We start from the raw sequence: 17081 nt of genomic DNA on the forward strand, positions 1-17081 counted from the left end.
CTATCGGTACGGCTCTTGCTGAGGGGTGAGTCCCCATGCGTCCCCCACGCCTCCAGCGCCGCCAGGTCCTCTCGGGCCTGTTGCTCGTCCTCGTCATCTCCGCGTGTCCCGACCAGAAGCGGCCGCTCACGCGCGCGGAGGTGGAGGCCATCACCTTCACGCGGCTGGAGCGCTTCGGGACGGAGCAGGCGTTCGACTTCCACCTGGAATTGCTGGAGCGGATTCGGGACAGCCTGTGGTCGGGCGGTGGCCCCGTCCTGGGCTGCGGCGGCGCGAGCGGCGATGAAGGGGGGCTCGCACCGGAACCTCCCGCGCAGGACCCGTCCATCACGCACAACCAGGAGTCCGGCGTCGACGAGGGTGACATCGTCAAGGCGGTGGGTGACTGGTTCGTCGTCCTGCGCCGAGGCCGGCTCTTCACCGTGCGACAGGTGGAAGGCGCGTTGCAGCCGGTGGCCCAGGTCGCCGCGTATCCAGTGGGGTTCGCCAGCAGCACCTGGTACGACGAGATGCTGGTGTTCGGCCGCCGCATCGTCGTCGTGGGCTACAGCTACACCTTGAGGTCGACGGAGGTGGGCCTCTTCCGCCTCGACGACGCGGGGGGGCTGACCCATGAGGGCACGCACTTCATCGGCTCCGGCGACTACTACTCGGCACGGGGCTACGCGAGCCGGCTGGTGAATGGCACGCTGGTCTTCTACATGCCCGTCATCCTCTCGGGCCAGCGGGGCCTGCCGCCGGAGCTGCCCAGGGTGCGCTCGTGGCTGAGCGGCGTCGGGTTCTCCGCGTGGAACCCCGTGCTCTCGCGGATGGACATCTACAAACCCTTGCAGACCACCTTGTGGCCCATGTTGCACACGGTGGTGCGGTGCGACCTGAACGCGCCGGCCTTCTCGTGCACGGCGAGCGCGCTGATGGGGCCTCACGGGCAGACTTTCTACGTGTCGCGCGAAGCGGTGTACGTCTGGGTCTCTCCGGGCTTCGAGTCGTGGACCGTCGAGGGCGAGAAGTATGACCCGGAGCGGGTTCGCGACTCGGTGGTGTACCGGATGCCGCTGGACGGGGGGGAGCCCTCCGCCCTGCGCACGCGAGGCAGCCCGACGGATGCCTTCTCCCTGCGGGAGAACGCGGACGGACACCTGGATGCGCTGCTCGTGGCCCAGGCCGGGAAGTGGGGACGGGAGCTGTCCCAGGTCGATGGGCCCATGGCCTTGATGCGCGCGCCGCTCGCGGACTTCTCCCAGGAGCTGGCGCCGTTCCGGCCGGAGCACTTCACCGTGCTGCCGGGCCCCTCGCAGGGCCTCCGGCAGAATCGCTTCGTGGGCAACCACGTGCTGTGGGGCTCGGGTGAGGCGAAGGATGCGTGGAGCACGACTCCGGGCGAGCAGACGGTCTGGGTGACGGACCTGCGCTCGCCGCGTGAAGTGCACCGGCTCTCGCTGGGGCACACGGTGCTTCGGCTGGAGGCGCTGGGCCCCCAGGGGGCGCTCGTGGTGGGCGAGGACCCGGCGGGCCTGCACCTCACCTCGCTGGCGCTGGGGGACGGCGGGCCCGAGCGGCGCGGCTACTTCCGGCACCAGGGCTCGACGCAAGGCGAGACGCGCAGCCATGGCTTCTTCTTCAAGGCGGGGGCGGACGGGGGCGGTGTGCTGGGACTGCCCTTGAGGCTCCAGGGTGAGCAGTGGAGACACCTGACCTACGGCTCGGCGGAGGTGTCCTTCATGCGCGTGGACCCGGACTTGCGGCTGACGAACCTGGGGGCGCTGAGGGCCTCGGAGACCTCGCCGGTCTACGACGCTTGCAGCACGTCGTGCGTGGACTGGTACGGCAATGCGCGCCCCATCTTCTACCGGGACCGCGTGTTCGCGCTGATGGGCTACGAGCTGCTGGAGGCGCGTGTCACCGGGAGCGCGGTGGAGGAGTCCTTCCGCGTGTCGTATCTGCAACCGGCGCGCTGACAGGGCCCTTCGCCCCGCTGGAAAACCCCGCTCCATGGGCATACCTTCCGGGGACCCATGGGCGGCGCGTCTCCTTCACAGCTCGGCTTGTTCGACACCGACGCGCGAGAAGCGGCCGTTGCCCCCTCGTCCGAGCGTCGCCTGCCGGAGCGGGAGGAGGCGCTGTTGCAGGCCGCGAACCTCGCTCGGCGGCTGTCTCAGCGACTGGGCGTGCCGGTCCATCTGCGGCTCACCGACAACCGCGCCACGCTGGTGAGCTTCCGCCACGTGGACTCGGGGCTCCGGCTGCGGCTGCATCATCTCTTCCTCGAGGCACCCGACGACGTGGTGCAGGCCATCGCGCGCTACGCCGCCCGCTCCGATGCGAGCGCGGCGGAGCGGCTGGAGACCTACGCGAGCGAGCGGCAGGGGTTGGTGCGGCGCGAGCGGCGGCCCGGCAAGGCCCTGCGTTCGCGGGGTCGGTGTTTCGACTTGCGCGCCATCCTGGCGAGGCTGGATGCCGAGTGGTTCGGCGGCCGGGTGCGCGTGGACATCGGCTGGGCGCGGCGGCCGGCGAAGGGGCGGCGGCGGAGCATCCATGTCGGGGGCTATGACGCGCGGCTGCGGGAGATTCGCATCCACCCCGCGTTGGATCGGCCGCATGTCCCGGCGTTCGTGGTGGACTACCTGGTGTTCCACTCGATGCTTCATGCGGACCTGCATGAAGAGGAGGGGGGCGGGTTGGACTCGGAGGGACGCTGCGCGCGAGGGCATTCGGCGGCGTTCCTTCAACAAGAGGACACCTTCCCCTTGCGGGACACGGCGCAACGGTGGCTACAGGACAACCACACGTCGCTGCTGCGGGGCTGAGCGTCGAGACGTCCGCACATCGAGTGTGTGGTCCGAGAGGTTGTCCAAGCTCTGGAAAAGCTTTCATGGCGACGCCTGGGGGGCCGCTGCATGCTCAGGGGTGATGCGCTACTTCAACGTGGACGAGGCGAACCGGCTGGTGCCGCTCCTGAGCCGAACCTTCGAGCACATCCGCCCGTGGGTGGAGCGCGTGCAGCAACTGGTGGAGACGCTCGGCACTCCCGAGGGCAAGGCCCTGGCGAACCACGAGGCGCTGCGCGAGGAGCGCGACGCGCTGCTGGAGAAGGTGCGCCTGGAGCTGCGTGAGTTCCACGAGATGGGGCTGGAGATCAAAGGGGCGCAGGGGCTCGTCGACTTCCGGGCGCACCGGGGAGAGGAGCCGGTGTACCTGTGCTGGAGACTGGGTGAGCCCGCTGTGTCTCACTGGCATGGGATGTATGACGGCTTCTCGGGACGCCGCCCCATCGACAGCCCGGATGAGTTCGCTCCTACCTATCTGAGCTGAGCGGCGATTGCTCTTCACGCTTCAGCGCTTGGATGAGCCCGTGGTCGTTGTACACAGCACCAAGCGGAACGAATCCACCGTCGACCCGCCTGGTCACGACACGGCTGAAGCCGATGTACCCATGCACCGTGCAGGTCCCGGGTGAGGCCACATCGAACACCAGGGTATCGGCTCCCCACGTCTCTCCGGTGTCCTGATTGAGGAAGTGCGTCGGCTGCCACTTCCACCCCGGTCCGTTGAGTGCTTCGAGTGCGGCCCCGAGAAACAGGACGGACTTCGAGGCAGGTGCCGCGGGGTCTCCCGGTAGCTCACACGTCCGGCCAGCGTGCTCGACACCTTCTCTCATCGGGGAGACATGGCTGATGACCCACTTGGACTCATGGGTCTCATCGTCAAAGAACAGAGCGCAATAGCCTGACACCTCGGAGCCAGCGCGAGCCTGCATCATGGCCGTACACGCCACGTCGACGAGCTCATCCATGTCGTCGTAGGGACCGACAATATCGCCCTCGTATCGAACGGGTCCGTTGGGGGTGTCGTGGACACGAACATCCAGAGTCGTGCGGACGGTCGCACATCCTCCTGACCCCAACAGGCAGGTGCAGGCCGTGGCCATCGCGACTCGACGCGCTGTCACTTGATCCCCACGATACGCCCCTGTTCATCAATGGCGTACACGGTCTCCACATCGAGGAGCGTCGTGGTCAGGCCACACCTCTCGATGGAGGGAAAGAAGAAGACATAGAAGATGCCACCCTCGCCCTTCTTGATGGAGACCTCATAGGTGCTGGGCTGGGAGAGGCAGCGAGCCAGGCGTTCATCCGCCGTGTTCGACTCGACGCCGTGGGAGAAGTAGTGCTTGAGCGCGGTATCGAGAGCGAGCACCGCCGGACCCTCCATCACGGTCGCGCCTTCCCAGCTCGAAGGATATTGAAGCCGTCGGGCCTCTTCGGGCGGCGCCCACTCGAGCTTGGGTTGCTTGACGTACCCGAAGAAGGAGCACGCGGTCGAGGAGAGCGCCAAGAGCACCACGAAGAGCACGGTCCTCATGGGCTCAAGGAATCCAGTGCTGCCCTTCGAACGGCTGGAAATCACCATCACGTCCCACCGCCTTGCCAATCGGGACCCACTTTCCATCTCGAAGGGCCGAGACCACTCGAGAGAAGTAGTTGTACATGAACGTCCGGCACACGCTGGCCCGCCAATCCCAGTAGAACAGAAGCAGCTTCCGCTCCCACACCTGCTGAGTCCCCGGCTCGGCGACACGGGCAACGCCCCCCAGGGGAGACCATCCTTCTGCACGCCCCTTCCCCAAGTCTCCCTTGGAGAACTCGGGGTTGTGCGGATGGTTGTGCGAGGGGCCGAGCAACAGCGCCGTCTTGCGGTCCAACGTATGGATGGCCGTCGGAACAGCGCAGAACTTCTCTCCGTTGGGGCGGGTGCCACCGATGTCGGAGAGGTAGCTGAGGTAGTACTTCTGGTCCTCCAGGGTTCGATAGTAGAGCGCGCAGTACTCGAACCCGTGTTTGGCCTGAGAGGCGCTCATCGCCGACGCACCGGGCTGCGAGGTCAGCAGCTTGCACGAGTTCTCGGCCAGGTCCTCGAGCGTGTCGAACGGACCCGCCAGCGGGCCGTCAACCTGAAGCTGCCCGTTGGGTAGCGTGACCACCCGGACGTTCAAGTTGGGTGCATTGCAGCCCGACACCATCGGGCCCACCAGCGAAGCCATGACGAGTGCGCGGCTGGGGAATCTGGGCATGCATGGGTGGCCTCACCCACCGCCAACACTCTTGTAGAGCAGTGCCATCTTGTTGCGCGCGGCCAGCAACTGCTGGCGCAGTGAGTCCGCCTGCCTCCCGATGTCGTTGAAGTCCCGCTCCTCCGCGGACCGCGCCACCGCCTGTGCCTCGTCCGCGACCTCCTTCATCCGGTCCTGCAGCGCCTGGAACGCGGCCACCACCTCCGCGTGCTCCTCCGCTGTCTTCGCCTGCTGCCTGCGCGCCGCGAACTCCTGCATCCGGACGTTCAAGTCCCCCGCGCTCTGCCCCACCGCGCCGTAGCGCACGAGCAAGTCCTTGAAGACCTCCGTGCGCTGCTGGAGCTCCTGCGCTCGCGCATGCACCGCCTCCGCCTGCGCCTGCTGCCTGTCGCGCACCTGCGAGATGGCCCCCACCAACGTGGTGATACGGACACGCAGGTCCTCGTCCATGTCCGCCAACGACGCGAGCGTCGCCGAGGCGCGCTCCAGGTGCTTCTCCGTCTGCAAGGGCAACCCCTGGAGCTGCTGGCTCAGGGCCTCGAACCGCGTCAGCCCCTCCTCCAGCGAGCGGGCGGCTTCGACCAGCGCGGAGTCCTTCGGCGTCTCTCTCTTGCTCATGGGCACCCAGCAACATGCCACGGGCCCAGCCAGGGGCACGAGCGGCCCCTTCCCCGTGCTCGTCACCACGCCCCTCCATCCCCAACTTCCCGAGAGCCGTCAGCACCGTCTGTCGCGAGGTTCACACATGCCCAGGGCCCACTTCCTTTCCGTGCTCGTCGCCGGAGCCACCGGCCTGCAAGGCGGCACCGTGGCGCGCCACCTCCGACAGCGAGGCCACCGCGTCGTCGGCTACGTCCGCAGCGCGGACTCCCCCGCCGCCCGAGAGCTCGAGGCCCTGGGCGTCGAGCTCGCCGTCGGCGACTTCGACGACCTCCCCTCCCTCACCCGCGCCGCGGAGGGCGTCGACGCCTTCTACGCCGTCGCCACCCCCTTCGAGTCGGGCGTCGACGCCGAAATCCGCCACGGCATGAACCAGGTGGACGCCGCTCGCATGGCCGAGGTGAAGCACTTCGTCTACTCGTCCGTCGCCGGCGCGGACCGCCTCACCGGCATCCCCCACTTCGACAGCAAGCACCGCGTCGAACTCCACGTGCGCCGCAGCGGCCTGCCCTTCACCATCCTCGGCCCCACCTTCTTCATGGAGAACTTCAACAGCCCCATGTTCGAGGAAGGACTCAAGGCCGGGGTCCTCGCGCTCGGCCTGCCTCCCACCCACGGCCTCCAGATGGTGGCCATGGAGGACCTGGGCGCGCTCGCCACCCGCGTCCTCGAGGACGCCGAGCGCCACATGGACCGCCGCATCGACGTCGCCTCCGACGAAGTCACGGGCCAACAGGCCGCCGGCCTGCTCTCCATGGTGAGCGGCCACCGCATCCACTTCGAACAAATCCCCCTCGACTACATCCGAGAGCGCAGCGAGGACCTCGCCGCCATGTACGAATGGCTGGACCGCGTGGGCTACCACGCGAACACCGTGACGCTGCGCAACGACTACCCCGACGTGCGCTGGAGCACCTTCGAGGACTGGGCCCGGCGACAGGACTGGAGCGGACTCACCTCGCCCGCCTGGCCTCACGCCGCCGCGGAGCCCACGCCTCCGCCTGCCGGACAATGAAGCCCCACGCCCCCCCGGCTCCGCCCCGGGGGAGCCTTGACGCCTCGCCTCCCCAGCCCTCGCGACTGCCTACCTTGAAACCCGAGGAGGCATCGCATGCGCGCGCTCGTGCCCGCCACCGCCGTGCTGCTGCTGGTGGCAGGCTGTGCAACGGAGAAGAGTCTCAAGCCCTCGACGGAAGCCCAGGTGCTCCCCGACAGGAAGAACACCGCCGTCGCGGAAGCCGGAGGCGTGAGGCTGGTGGCGGATGGCTCCGCGTGGAAGGGCTCCCCCTCCAACCTGGAGGGCACCCTCACCCCCGTCTACGTCCGCCTGGAGAACCAGAGCGGCCGGACCCTCCGCATCGAGAACGAGGACTTCCAGCTCATCGGCGCCCAGTCGCGCTTCCGCTACTCCGCGCTGCCCGCCTTCCCCGTGGGCGCCGCGGAGCGCTCCTCCTCCATGAGGGACGAAGGCACGGGCGGCTCCGGTCGCTCCTCCACGTTCTACGTGGGCGCGGGGCCCGCCTGGCGCACCGGCTGGGGCTGGCGCGGGGGCTGGGGCTCGCCCTTCTACGGGCCGTACTACCCAGGCCCGCCCTACTGGGGCTACCAATGCGAGGAGCCCCTGCCCACCCGCGACATGCTCCGCAAGTCGATGCCCGAGGGCACCCTGGAAGACGGAGGCACCATGCAGGGCTTCCTCTACTTCCAGTCCGTCAGCGGACGCGACGAAGGCGTGGTGCTGCAAGCCCGCCCGGTGGACGCGAACAGCGGCGAGGTCCTGGGGACCCTCGACATCCCATTCCAGGTCAAGCAGTAGCCCCTGAACCCGGGACGTCCATCAGTGCAAGGTCACCGACAAGGGGCGTCGGTGATGGCCATTGAGCAGCGACGCCTCGCGCGGCATCCCCAGCTCGCGGCGGATGTCCTCCCCGCGCAGGGAGAAGCCGAACAGCGGCCCCAGCGGCACCACGTCCAGGAGGCCCGTCACGACAGGGCCCAGGCCCAGCAGGGCCAGGGCGGCGCCTCGAGACGACCCCGCGCGCAGCCCGCCCAACACCAGACAGGAGCCCGTCACGATTCGCAGCCACCGCCCCGCTCGCGATGCCATGAAGCCAACAATCATGTGCACCTCCCACGGCCCCAAGATGCACACGCACCTGCGGGCAACCAAGGGCCGGGCCTCTTCGCTCGAGCACGCCCGCCGGGCCGGGCCTTCAGCCTCCGAAGTCCAGGCCGCTGATGGCGTCGTCCCCCTTCGCCGCCTGGTACACGTGCCACGCGGCGGCCAGGTCCTGGAAGGGCAGCCCCACCGAGGTGAACACCGTCACCTCGTCATCGGAGCGCCGCCCGGGCTTCCTGCCGGCAATCACCTCGCCCAGCTCCGCGTGGATGGCGTCCTCGCCCAGCCCCACGTTGCCCACGGCCCCTCCCGCGAGCGCCAGGCCCCGGTGGTCGCAGAAGACACGCGACTGGCTCAAGAGCTCCGCGGAGACCTCCACCTTGCCCGGCTCGTCCGCGCCCAGCGTGGTGATGTGCGTGCCGGGCCGCACCATGCCCGGGAACAGGAAGGGCTCGCGGCTCCACGTCGCGGTGATGACGAGGTCCGCGTCCTCCACCGCCTCCGCCACCGAGTCCGCCTGGCGCACCGGCATGTTCAGCTCCTGGTACATGCGCGCGCAGAAGGCGAAGGCCCGCGCCGCGTCCGTGTCGAACACCCGCACGTGCGACAGCGAGCGCACCAGCCGCAGGGACTTGAGCTGCATCACCGCCTGCGCGCCCGCGCCGATGAGCGCCACGCGGCTCGCGTCCTGACGCGCCAGCACGTCCGCGGCCAGCGCGCCCACCACGCCCGTGCGCACCGCCGTCAGGTGCCCGGAGTCCATCACCGCGAGCAATTCCCCGGTGGCCGCGTCGTTCAGGTGCAGCACCCCCTGGATGGCCGGCGTCCTCGCGGGGAACTTCGAGTGGGTCTTCACCGTGTACGCGGGGACGTCCGGCAGCGCGCCGGGGAAGAGCACCAGCGCGGTGCCCTCCGCGTGCAGGGGCGCGCGGACGCGCTGAGGTGCCACCGTGCGCGCCAGGGCGTCGGAGCGGAAGGCGTCCCGCATGTCCTCCAACAGGGTGAGCGCCTGGAGGTTGCGAGACACATCGGAACGGGTCAACAGAAGGGTGCGCATCTGCCCTTCACCCTAATCGAGCAGGTGCGCGACGACAGCCCCGACGTTGCCTCGTCCGCCCTGTCTGCGGACGACGAATGGACACATCGCCTGTCCGGCGGGGAGAGACAGGCATTCGAGACAAGCGCTGCGCGGGCTCCCCGGACTCCGAGGGCACGGTGAGGCGCTCGGACGTGTGACGCCCGCCATTCCGGGTGCCCGGCCCTACATACAGAGGCCCTCGTGCCCAGATTCTCGGAACGGACGGTACGAGAGGGCGGCGCCTCGGGAGGAGGGTGATGCAGGAGCCGGAGACACGCCCCGGGCAGCGCGAGTCCGAGCGGACAACACCGCTCAGGGCCTCGGACTTCCTGCGCTCGCATCACGAGGCGCTCCTGGAGGACTGGGAGCGCGCGATGCACGCGCACCCTGTCGGCGAGGGGAAGAAGCACTCGTGGCTGCTCAACCACATGCCGGGCCTGCTCCTCGCGCTGGCGGACGCGCTCGACCTGGGAGAGCAAGGCCCCGAAGTCCCGCTGGTGGATGAGCACGCGATAACGCGGCTGAGCCAGGGCTTCGACGTCGGCGAAGTCGCGGCCGAGTTCGCGCTCCTGCGCAAGTGCATCCTCCTGCGCATCGAGGACCTGCCCCGTCCGCTCGCGCGCGGCGAGCTGGTGCGGCTGGAGGACTTCCTGGACCGCGCGGTGGTGCGCACGGTGCGGCGCTTCGCGGAGGAGCGCCAGCGCCACCTCCACGCGCTGGACCGCATGGCCCAGGCCACGCTGGACAGCCCGCCGGTGGACACCTTCCTCATGCGGCTGCTCACCGTGATGGTGGAGTCAGCCCTGGAGGTGGATGCCGCCGGAGTGCTGCTGGTGGAGGGGGACCGGCTGGTGCCGCGCGCCTCGGTGGGGCTGGGAGCCGAGACACCCCGGGGCGGCTCCCTGGCGCTGGACGAGGGCTTCGTCGGCGAGGTGGCGGCGACTCGCGAGCCGGTGATGTTGCGCGCGGGCGCGCTGGACTCGCACGGCGTCCTGCCCGTGTCGCGGGAGCAGGGCTTGCGCGCGCTCTACGGCGTGCCCCTGGTGGAGGGCACGCGCCTGCTGGGCGTGGCCTATCTCGCCTCGCGCACGACGTTTGGTTTCTCCGATGCGAACCTGCTGCTGTTCCGCACCATGTGTCAGCGCGGGGCCGCGTACATCCTCCAAGCCCGATTGCAGGACCTGGAGCGGGAGGCGCGGGTGGAGGCCCAGCGCTCGCTCGCGCTGCTCGACGCGCTGCTGGAGGCCGCGCCCCTGGGCATGGCCTTCCTGGACCGCGACCTGCGCTACCTGCGCATCAACCAGACGCTGGCGGAGCTCAATGGCCTCCCCGTGGAGGCCCATCAAGGGCAGCCGCTCCGGGACGTCCTGCCCCCCGCGGTGGCGGACCTGCTGGAGCCTCGGCTCCGACGGGTGCTGGAGACGGGCGAGCCCTTGCAGTCCTTCGAGTTCGCCACGCCCTCCGAGCTGAAGTCCAAGCTGGGGACGCGGATGTGGCAGGCGACGTTCTATCCGGTGCGAGGGCCTCGCGAGGCGGAGATGCTGGGCCTGGGGTGCGTGCTGGTGGATGTCACCGACCACAAGCTGGCGGAGGCCGCGCTCCAGCGTGCATTGGACTTCCGCGAGCAGCTGCTGGCCATCCTGGGCCATGACCTGCGCAACCCGCTCAATGCCATCAGCGCGTCGGCCTTCCAGCTCGCGCGCGCGGAGGAGCTGGAGACCGCGGAGCGCCGCGCGGTGGAGCGCATCCGCAAGTCCGCCGGGCGGATGGGCCGGATGATTACAGACATCCTCGACTTCGCGCGCAGCAAGCTGGGCGAGGGCATCCCCGTCTCACCCCAGCCGATGAACCTGGCCGACGTGTGTCAGGCCACGCTGGAGGAGTTGCAGGTGGCGCACCCGGGGCGCCCGCTCGTGTTCGAGACCGCTGGAGACACGTCGGGAGACTGGGACCCGGACCGCGTGGCGCAGGTGCTGGGAAACCTGGTGGCCAACGCGCTCCAGCACGGCGACGACAACTCCCCCATCCGCACCACCGTGCGCGGCGAGGCGCGCGACGTGCTGCTGGAGGTCCACAACCGGGGCGAGCCCATTGCGCCGCAGCTCCTGCCGCGCATCTTCGACCCGTTCAAGACGCCCGAGGCCGCGCCTCCGAAGGCGACCTCTCCGCAGAAGCAGCAGCGCAGCCTGGGCCTGGGCCTCTACATCGTCCACCAGATTGCCCGCGCGCACGGCGGCCGCGTGGAGGTGCGCTCCTCGAAGGAGGAGGGCACCACGTTCCGCGTGTACTGGCCGCGCGTCAGGGCCGCCTCGTAGCCGTCACTTCGCGGGCGTCAGGGCCAGCGTGTGGATGGCCTCCGCGAGCATCTGCGTCCCCACGTGCAGGCTCTCCAGCGAGATGGACTCATCGGGCGCGTGGCCCGTGTACTCCTCGCCGGGGAAGCCGGGGCCGAAGTCGACGGCCTTGGGGAACAGCCGCGCATAGGTGCCGCCGCGCACGGACGTGGGCTTCGCGTCCGGGGCGTTCTTGTGGCGCTTGTAGATGTCCATCAGCGTGGTGACGAGCGTGCCGGACGTGTCCGCCTCGTGCGCATCCCCCACGTAGCGCCCGGTGGCCTCCTTCAAGCGCCCACCGGAGTCCTGCCCCACCAGCGCGGCGGCCTTGTCGAGCGCGGCGTTGAACGTCGCGGCGTCCTGCCCTCGAGGACGGCGCATGTTGACGCCCAGGCTCACCTGTCCGTCCGCCACGCGCAGCACCGTGGGCGCGGCAATCAACGGCCCCATCAACCCATCATCCGCGTACGCCACGCCCAGCTTCTTGCCGAAGTGGTCCCCGTCGAAGCGCTGCGCCAGGACGCGCAGCATGGCGGCGATGCCGTTGTCCTCGAGCGGCAGCCGCGCCGCGACCGCGGACAAGTCCCACAGCGCGTTGTGTCCCTCGTCGGCGATGGAGGCGTGCACCGCCTTGCCGTGCACGGTGAGCACGAGCGCCTGCGCGTCCTCCTTCACCTCGGCCTTGAGCGAGGCGCGGGCCTTCTGCTCGGCGTCGATGGCGGCGCGCACCTCCGTCAGCGCCTGCGCGAGGGTGCGGCCCTCCGCGGGCACCAGCTTCAGCGTCGCGGCGCCGGGCACCTGCGTGAGGAACTCGCCGCCCTTCACGTCGACCGCGCGCAGGGTGGCGCTGGGAGACTTCACCGCCTCGCCCACGGGGGCCGCCAGGTTCCACGCGACGAAGCCGGACTGCGCGGCCACCACCGGGTAGGAGGAGTCCACGGAGATGACGTGCGTGGGCTTGGGCTCGCTGGCCGCGTACCGCCCCATGCCGTTCCAGTCGCTCTCCTCGCCATTGCCCACGATGACCAGCACCCGCCCCTGGGGCTTCAGGCCCAGCTGACGCGCGTAGTCGAGCGCCACCAGCGCCGACGCGAGCGGCCCCTTGTCGTCCTCGACGCCTCGGCCGAAGAGGCGGCCGTCCTGGACGTAGGGCTCGAAGGGCGGGCGCTTCCACTCGTGCGGGGGCGCGGGCACCACATCGCCGTGGAACACGAGGCCCAAGGAGGGCTCACCCGAGCCCCAGGACAGCTCGAACACGTCATTGGCGCCCACGGCGCGGTACGCCATGCCGTGGGCCTTGGCCCACTTCTGGAGGAAGCGGCCCATGGCGGCGACCTCGGGGCTCTTCGAGGCGTGCACCTCGCTGCTGACCGTCTTGAAGCGCACGAGCTGCTGGGTCAACTCCACGACCTCGTCGAGCGCGCAGGCCTGGACGTACGCGGCATGCCGCTCCTGGGGAGAGGCCTCCTTCATCGCTTTCGCCGAGAAGCGCGCGGCGCGGGCCTTGGGGGAGCCCTGACAGCGGGCATCCGGCTGCCCGGCGAGGGCGAGAGAGGGGACGAGACACAGGAAGGCGGCGGCGGAAGGGAGGCGCATGCGGTGGGAGACCCTATTTCACCGGGGCAGGCGGGCCTACCTCGGCGGACGGCCAGCGGCTCCGCGTGGCGCCCGCAGGGCCCCCTGCCCCTTCTGGGGGTGAAACCCGACGGGCGGGAGGCTATTCCTGGGGCATGTTCTTCGACTCCACCAAGAAGCTGAGGATGCCGACGTCCGCGGAGGCGCTGCCTGGCCGCGCGGAGGAGATGCCCGTTCCCCCCCGGCACGAGGTGCTGGGCACACCCCTGAAGGGCCCTCTCCCCGAAGGCCACGAGGCCGCCGTCTTCGGCCTGGGGTGCTTCTGGGGCGCGGAGCGGAAGTTCTGGAAGACGCCGGGGGTGTACAGCACGTCGGTGGGCTACGCGGCGGGCCTGACGCCCAACCCCACCTACCGCGAGGTGTGCAGCGGGCTCACCGGCCACAACGAGGTGGTCCGCGTCGTGTTCGACCCGAAGAAGGTCAGCTACGAGCAGCTCCTGCGCGTGTTCTGGGAGAACCACGACCCGACGCAGGGCATGCGGCAGGGGAACGACGCGGGCACGCAGTACCGCTCCGGCATCTACTTCACGACCGAGGCGCAGCAGCGCGCCGCCGAGGCCAGCCGGGACGCGTACCAGAAGGCGCTCTCCGCGAAGGGGCTGGGCACCATCACCACCGAAATCCTGCCCGCGCCCACGTACTACTTCGCCGAGGACTACCATCAGCAGTACCTGGAGAAGAACCCGGACGGGTACTGCGGCCTGGGCGGCACGGGCGTGAGCTGCCCCATCGGGGTCGGCGTCAGCGCGTGAGGCGTGACAACCTGTCACGACAGCTTGTCATCCTCGCTTGAACAACCCCTGACAGGACGGGCCCCTCCTCTGGCGCGTCCTGTCTGGCTTCCAGGTGTGTCTCCCGAGTGAAGACAGACACGAGGGACGTGCTGGCATCGTGATTGCTCTTGTCCTCCGCACCCCCGAGGGGGAGGAGGCAGCCCACACGATGAAGCCCATGTTCCGGAAGTCCCTCTGGTTGTTCGCAGTCGCGCTCGTCCCGGTCTCCGCGATGGCGGCGGGACTCCTGTACGTCTCCAAGCTGATGCATGAGACGCCGGCGGACCCCACGCTGCCGCTCCAGGAGGGCCTCGCCAAGGCGGGCGACGTGCGACAGGTGAGCGAGCACGGCTACGAAGTCACCGTCGCGACGAGCCTCACCGAGCAGCTCTCGCAGCAGAACGAATCACCCGCCACCCAGGCCCGCATCGTCCCCGCCTTCAAGGAAGGCAAGGCCCAGGGATTCAAGTTCTTCGCCATCCGCCCGGGCTCCATCTACGCCCGGCTGGGGCTCCAGAACGGAGACATCCTCCAGCGCGTCAACGGCCACGCCCTCGACACGCCGGAGAAGGCGATGGAGGCCTATACCCGGTTGCAGGATGTCCGGCGCGTGGAGGTGGACCTGCTGCGCGACGGTGTCGTGCTGCACAAGGTCTACGACTTGAAGTGAGGGAAAGGAACCGGCCCGGTGACGGGGACGCTCGCGAGGAGCGCCCACTCCATCCCGGGCCGCGAAGCCAGCTCAGCCGAGGTTGTGGAACACGCGCTGGACGTCGTCGTCCTGCTCCAGCATGTCGACCAGCTCGAGCACCTCGGTGGCCTTGTCCTCGGGCAGCTCGATGAGGTTCTCCGCGATGTACTCGGAGTCGGCGGAGATGGGCGTCAGGCCCTTCTCCTCGATGGCGTGCTGGAGCTTGCCGAAGTCGGCGAAGGCGCAGCGGATGATGAGCTGCTTCTCACCCTTCTCCCCCGTCCCCTCGCCCATCTCCTCCAGGCCGTGGTCGATGAGCTCCAGCTCCAGCTCCTCCTGGTTGAGTCCCTCCGGATTCAGCCGGAAGACCCCCATGTGCTTGAACATGTACGCGACGCTGCCGGTGCTGCCCAGGTTGCCGGAGTGCTTGTTGAAACACGCCCGCACGTTCGCCACGGTGCGCACCACGTTGTCCGTGGCCGTCTCCACAATCAGCGCGATGCCGTTCGGCGCATAACCCTCGTACAACACGATGTCGTACTGGGTGGTGTCCTTGCCGCTGGCGCGCTTGATGGCCGCCTCGACCTTGTCCTTCGGCATGTTCGCGGCGCGGGCGTTCTGGAGCACTCGGCGCAGCGTGGAGTTCGTGTCGGGGCTGGGTCCGCCGGACTTCACCGCGATGGCGATGTCCTTGCTGATGCGCGTGAAGACCTTCGCCATCTTGTTCCAGCGGGCCATCATCGTGGCCTTGCGTGTCTCGAAAATGCGTCCCATGGGCGGCGAATCTAGCGCAACTCGGAGGGGACGCCCGCGATTGATGTACGGGGCGTCCACCTTCCAGCGCTGTGATGGGACTCGGGCGGGCCCACCCCCGAGGCACGTGCGGCCCCGCGGAACTACCGGGCCTGCTGCGCCTGGGCGTCACCCCGCGCGAGCTGCGCGGGCGACAAGCTGTTGGTCCCCGTGCCCTGCGCGCCGTTCGCGAACGCGCGCTCCATGTGGCCGTCCAACTGCCCCACGGCCATCAACCCCGCCATGCGGAAGTCCGAGATGAACGACCACAGCGGATACTTGAAGCTCGCGGGCTTGTTGCGCTCGATGAAGAAGTGGCTGAACCACGCGAAGCCATAGGCGGAGACGAGCGCGACGGGAATCAGCGCCGCGCGGCCCGTGACGATGGCCGCGACGGCCGTGGCCACGCCCAGACTGCTCCCCACGAAGTGGAAGCGCCGAGTCACCGGCAGCGAGTGCTCACGAAGGTAGAAGTGCCAGAACTCGCCATAGGTCTGGATGGGCTTGGACATAGGGTAAAGTTGTGTCCAGGCAGGGGCTTCACGTCAACCCACCGCGTGCCCGAGGGCCCCTCCCACGGCCGGGCAGGCAGGCAGACACCCCGCCATCCAGCCTCACGCGCATTTTTCGACAGGCCGTTATCGGCTCGATTTCCTGGGACACCAGGACTCCGCGAAGGCCACGGGTCGTGGGAGACTCGGGCGCGATGACGGATTGGATTCCCAAGCCGAACCCGAAGGTGGACCTGCGCAGCCTGACCCTCAGTCCGGAGGAGGGCTTCGTGCTCTCCCGTCTGGATGGCGCCACCGCCGCCCGGAATCTGCCCGCCCTCACGGGCCTTCCCGCCGAGCGGCTCCAGGGCATCCTCACCCGGCTGCTCTCCCAGGGGGCCCTGCTTCCCGTGGCGAGTGCGGGGGGAGCCCCTCCCTCAACCACCCCAGGCCTGCGGGCCACCCCTGGAGCAGCCACCGCCAGGCCCGCGCCCTCCCCGGCGGGAGCCCCGGGTGCGGGGCCGGTCTCGCCCTCCCCCACGGTGAGTCCCGGCGATGAGCCGCTCGCGCCCGAGGCCCCCGTCGAGGCCACGGAGGAGGAACTGCCCACCCTCGACCTCATGCTCGACGAGGCGGAGGCCAACACCACCGCACCCGCTCCCCCTGCCTCCGAAGACTCCCCGTCCTCGGACACCACGGACGGGCCCGAGGACGACGACCTCCCGGAGGTGGCGCTGGGCAACTACCGCCAGCTCTTCGAGACGCGGCTGCACCCGCTGCCGGAGGATCAACGCGTGGCGGTCGCGCGCGGGGCGGAGGACCCGGAGCTGTCCGCGCTGTGCTTCGACCCGGTGCCCGCCATCATCAAGGCGGTGATGGAGAATCCGCGCACGGGCCTGGCGCATGCGCGGCTCATCGCGCGCAACCACCGCAACCCCGTGGGCCTGGAGGCGCTGTGTGCTCGCGCGGCCTTCACGGCGGACACGGGCGTGCGGCGGTGGCTGGTGCGCAACCCGCAGCTGCCCTCGGGGCTGTTCCGTCGGCTGTGGAGCGCCCGGCGGCTGATGGAGCTGCACAAGGTGACGGTGGACCGCGACGTGCCGGAGTCGACGCGGCGCTCGGCGCGCGAGGTGCTGCGTCAGCGCTTCACCACCGGCCCCGCCGAGGAGAAGGTGGAGCTCATCCTCAACACGGAGGGCCGCGCCCTGGGCGCGCTCGTGGGCATGTCCGTGGATGGGAAGACCGCCTCCATGTTGTGCGGGCGCACGTATCGCTCGCCCATGCTCATCCAGAACATCGCGCGGTGGAGCGCGGCGCCCCCGGCGCTCATCGCGCACCTGCTCAAGCAGGAGGCCGTGCGCCGTCAGCCGCAGCTGCGCCTGCTGCTCATCCGCCACCCCAACGCGCCCGCGGACGCGAAGCGCGGCGGCTGAGCAGG

General features: G+C 69.5%; 18 protein-coding genes. 9 read left to right on the forward strand and 9 right to left on the reverse strand.

What is annotated here, in order from left to right; genetic code table 11:
- The first annotated feature begins 35 nt into the window (after positions 1-35).
- From MYSTI_RS37950 to MYSTI_RS37960, 3 genes are all read left to right on the forward strand, one after another.
- Entirely contained in the window at positions 36-1958 is a 1923-nt protein-coding gene (locus tag MYSTI_RS37950) for a beta-propeller domain-containing protein (RefSeq protein ID WP_015353172.1), read from the forward strand.
- 57 nt (positions 1959-2015) lie between these two features.
- Positions 2016-2807, forward strand: coding sequence for a hypothetical protein (locus tag MYSTI_RS37955; protein ID WP_015353173.1), 792 nt, complete (start codon positions 2016-2018; stop codon positions 2805-2807).
- A gap of 103 nt (positions 2808-2910) precedes the next feature.
- Positions 2911-3312 (forward strand): DUF2203 domain-containing protein, encoded by a 402-nt coding sequence (locus tag MYSTI_RS37960; RefSeq protein WP_015353174.1) that lies wholly within the window; start codon positions 2911-2913, stop codon positions 3310-3312.
- On the opposite strand, the gene MYSTI_RS37965 is transcribed toward MYSTI_RS37960, so the two are convergent.
- The 4 genes from MYSTI_RS37965 to MYSTI_RS37980 are packed head-to-tail and all read right to left on the reverse strand — an operon-like array spanning position 3296 to position 5689.
- Positions 3296-3928, reverse strand: coding sequence for a hypothetical protein (locus MYSTI_RS37965; protein WP_015353175.1), 633 nt, complete (start codon positions 3926-3928; stop codon positions 3296-3298). The genes MYSTI_RS37960 and MYSTI_RS37965 overlap by 17 nt on opposite strands.
- 17 nt (positions 3929-3945) lie before the next feature.
- Positions 3946-4362, reverse strand: coding sequence for a hypothetical protein (locus MYSTI_RS37970; protein ID WP_015353176.1), 417 nt, complete (start codon positions 4360-4362; stop codon positions 3946-3948).
- Between the two features lie 4 nt (positions 4363-4366).
- Positions 4367-5071, reverse strand: a complete 705-nt coding sequence (locus tag MYSTI_RS37975) for a hypothetical protein (protein ID WP_015353177.1) — start codon at positions 5069-5071, stop codon at positions 4367-4369.
- A 12-nt stretch (positions 5072-5083) separates the two neighbouring features.
- Complete coding sequence (locus tag MYSTI_RS37980; protein ID WP_015353178.1) at positions 5084-5689, reverse strand: hypothetical protein; 606 nt, start codon at positions 5687-5689, stop codon at positions 5084-5086.
- 127 nt (positions 5690-5816) lie between these two features.
- Between MYSTI_RS37980 and MYSTI_RS37985 the strand changes: the two genes are divergently transcribed.
- Both MYSTI_RS37985 and MYSTI_RS37990 read left to right on the forward strand, forming a co-directional pair.
- A complete protein-coding gene (locus MYSTI_RS37985) occupies positions 5817-6746 on the forward strand; it encodes an NmrA/HSCARG family protein (RefSeq protein WP_015353179.1) in 930 nt (309 codons plus the stop codon).
- 96 nt (positions 6747-6842) lie between these two features.
- The gene (locus MYSTI_RS37990; RefSeq protein ID WP_015353180.1) at positions 6843-7547 is read left to right on the forward strand and encodes a hypothetical protein; all 705 of its coding nucleotides are present in this window, start codon (positions 6843-6845) and stop codon (positions 7545-7547) included.
- A 21-nt stretch (positions 7548-7568) separates the two neighbouring features.
- On the opposite strand, the gene MYSTI_RS37995 is transcribed toward MYSTI_RS37990, so the two are convergent.
- Positions 7569-7853 carry a YgaP-like transmembrane domain gene (locus MYSTI_RS37995; RefSeq protein WP_015353181.1) on the reverse strand — a complete coding sequence of 95 codons (285 nt, stop codon included), beginning with the start codon at positions 7851-7853 and terminating at the stop codon, positions 7569-7571.
- A 91-nt stretch (positions 7854-7944) separates the two neighbouring features.
- Positions 7945-8907, reverse strand: coding sequence for an ornithine cyclodeaminase family protein (locus tag MYSTI_RS38000; RefSeq protein ID WP_015353182.1), 963 nt, complete (start codon positions 8905-8907; stop codon positions 7945-7947).
- 278 nt (positions 8908-9185) lie between these two features.
- Here MYSTI_RS38000 and MYSTI_RS38005 point away from each other — a divergent pair, with 278 nt between their 5' ends.
- Positions 9186-11243 (forward strand): ATP-binding protein, encoded by a 2058-nt coding sequence (locus MYSTI_RS38005; RefSeq protein ID WP_015353183.1) that lies wholly within the window; start codon positions 9186-9188, stop codon positions 11241-11243.
- Between the two features lie 3 nt (positions 11244-11246).
- On the opposite strand, the gene MYSTI_RS38010 is transcribed toward MYSTI_RS38005, so the two are convergent.
- Complete coding sequence (locus MYSTI_RS38010; protein WP_015353184.1) at positions 11247-12857, reverse strand: Sapep family Mn(2+)-dependent dipeptidase; 1611 nt, start codon at positions 12855-12857, stop codon at positions 11247-11249.
- A gap of 134 nt (positions 12858-12991) precedes the next feature.
- Here MYSTI_RS38010 and msrA point away from each other — a divergent pair, with 134 nt between their 5' ends.
- Together msrA and MYSTI_RS38020 are read left to right on the forward strand one after the other, a co-directional pair.
- Entirely contained in the window at positions 12992-13648 is a 657-nt protein-coding gene (msrA, locus tag MYSTI_RS38015) for a peptide-methionine (S)-S-oxide reductase MsrA (protein WP_015353185.1), read from the forward strand.
- A gap of 190 nt (positions 13649-13838) precedes the next feature.
- Positions 13839-14339: a general secretion pathway protein C gene (locus tag MYSTI_RS38020; RefSeq protein WP_015353186.1), complete on the forward strand. Its 501-nt coding sequence runs from the start codon at positions 13839-13841 to the stop codon at positions 14337-14339.
- A 72-nt stretch (positions 14340-14411) separates the two neighbouring features.
- On the opposite strand, the gene MYSTI_RS38025 is transcribed toward MYSTI_RS38020, so the two are convergent.
- Complete coding sequence (locus MYSTI_RS38025) at positions 14412-15134, reverse strand: YebC/PmpR family DNA-binding transcriptional regulator (RefSeq protein ID WP_015353187.1); 723 nt, start codon at positions 15132-15134, stop codon at positions 14412-14414.
- Positions 15135-15256: 122 nt separating this feature from the next.
- Positions 15257-15664, reverse strand: coding sequence for an Mpo1-like protein (locus tag MYSTI_RS38030; RefSeq protein WP_015353188.1), 408 nt, complete (start codon positions 15662-15664; stop codon positions 15257-15259).
- Between the two features lie 194 nt (positions 15665-15858).
- On the opposite strand from MYSTI_RS38030, the gene MYSTI_RS38035 reads away from it, so the two are divergent.
- Positions 15859-17076, forward strand: coding sequence for a hypothetical protein (locus MYSTI_RS38035; RefSeq protein ID WP_015353189.1), 1218 nt, complete (start codon positions 15859-15861; stop codon positions 17074-17076).
- Positions 17077-17081 lie beyond the last annotated feature (5 nt).

Origin of the sequence: Myxococcus stipitatus DSM 14675 (assembly GCF_000331735.1) — a bacterium.
GTDB classification, from domain to species: domain Bacteria; phylum Myxococcota; class Myxococcia; order Myxococcales; family Myxococcaceae; genus Myxococcus; species Myxococcus stipitatus.

What these genes read in the sequence shown, in the direction of transcription:
- MYSTI_RS38025 (WP_015353187.1), bottom strand. Translation starts at nt 15,134, where the DNA reads ATGGGACGCATTTTCGAGACACGCAAGGCCACGATGATGGCCCGCTGG.
- MYSTI_RS37965 (WP_015353175.1), bottom strand. Translation starts at nt 3,928, where the DNA reads ATGGCCACGGCCTGCACCTGCCTGTTGGGGTCAGGAGGATGTGCGACC.
- MYSTI_RS37975 (WP_015353177.1), bottom strand. Translation starts at nt 5,071, where the DNA reads ATGCCCAGATTCCCCAGCCGCGCACTCGTCATGGCTTCGCTGGTGGGC.
- MYSTI_RS38010 (WP_015353184.1), bottom strand. Translation starts at nt 12,857, where the DNA reads ATGCGCCTCCCTTCCGCCGCCGCCTTCCTGTGTCTCGTCCCCTCTCTC.
- MYSTI_RS38035 (WP_015353189.1), top strand. Translation starts at nt 15,859, where the DNA reads ATGACGGATTGGATTCCCAAGCCGAACCCGAAGGTGGACCTGCGCAGC.
- MYSTI_RS37970 (WP_015353176.1), bottom strand. Translation starts at nt 4,362, where the DNA reads ATGAGGACCGTGCTCTTCGTGGTGCTCTTGGCGCTCTCCTCGACCGCG.
- msrA (WP_015353185.1), top strand. Translation starts at nt 12,992, where the DNA reads ATGTTCTTCGACTCCACCAAGAAGCTGAGGATGCCGACGTCCGCGGAG.
- MYSTI_RS38030 (WP_015353188.1), bottom strand. Translation starts at nt 15,664, where the DNA reads ATGTCCAAGCCCATCCAGACCTATGGCGAGTTCTGGCACTTCTACCTT.
- MYSTI_RS37990 (WP_015353180.1), top strand. Translation starts at nt 6,843, where the DNA reads ATGCGCGCGCTCGTGCCCGCCACCGCCGTGCTGCTGCTGGTGGCAGGC.
- MYSTI_RS38020 (WP_015353186.1), top strand. Translation starts at nt 13,839, where the DNA reads ATGAAGCCCATGTTCCGGAAGTCCCTCTGGTTGTTCGCAGTCGCGCTC.
- MYSTI_RS37980 (WP_015353178.1), bottom strand. Translation starts at nt 5,689, where the DNA reads ATGAGCAAGAGAGAGACGCCGAAGGACTCCGCGCTGGTCGAAGCCGCC.
- MYSTI_RS37950 (WP_015353172.1), top strand. Translation starts at nt 36, where the DNA reads ATGCGTCCCCCACGCCTCCAGCGCCGCCAGGTCCTCTCGGGCCTGTTG.
- MYSTI_RS37960 (WP_015353174.1), top strand. Translation starts at nt 2,911, where the DNA reads ATGCGCTACTTCAACGTGGACGAGGCGAACCGGCTGGTGCCGCTCCTG.
- MYSTI_RS37955 (WP_015353173.1), top strand. Translation starts at nt 2,016, where the DNA reads ATGGGCGGCGCGTCTCCTTCACAGCTCGGCTTGTTCGACACCGACGCG.
- MYSTI_RS38005 (WP_015353183.1), top strand. Translation starts at nt 9,186, where the DNA reads ATGCAGGAGCCGGAGACACGCCCCGGGCAGCGCGAGTCCGAGCGGACA.
- MYSTI_RS37995 (WP_015353181.1), bottom strand. Translation starts at nt 7,853, where the DNA reads ATGATTGTTGGCTTCATGGCATCGCGAGCGGGGCGGTGGCTGCGAATC.
- MYSTI_RS38000 (WP_015353182.1), bottom strand. Translation starts at nt 8,907, where the DNA reads ATGCGCACCCTTCTGTTGACCCGTTCCGATGTGTCTCGCAACCTCCAG.
- MYSTI_RS37985 (WP_015353179.1), top strand. Translation starts at nt 5,817, where the DNA reads ATGCCCAGGGCCCACTTCCTTTCCGTGCTCGTCGCCGGAGCCACCGGC.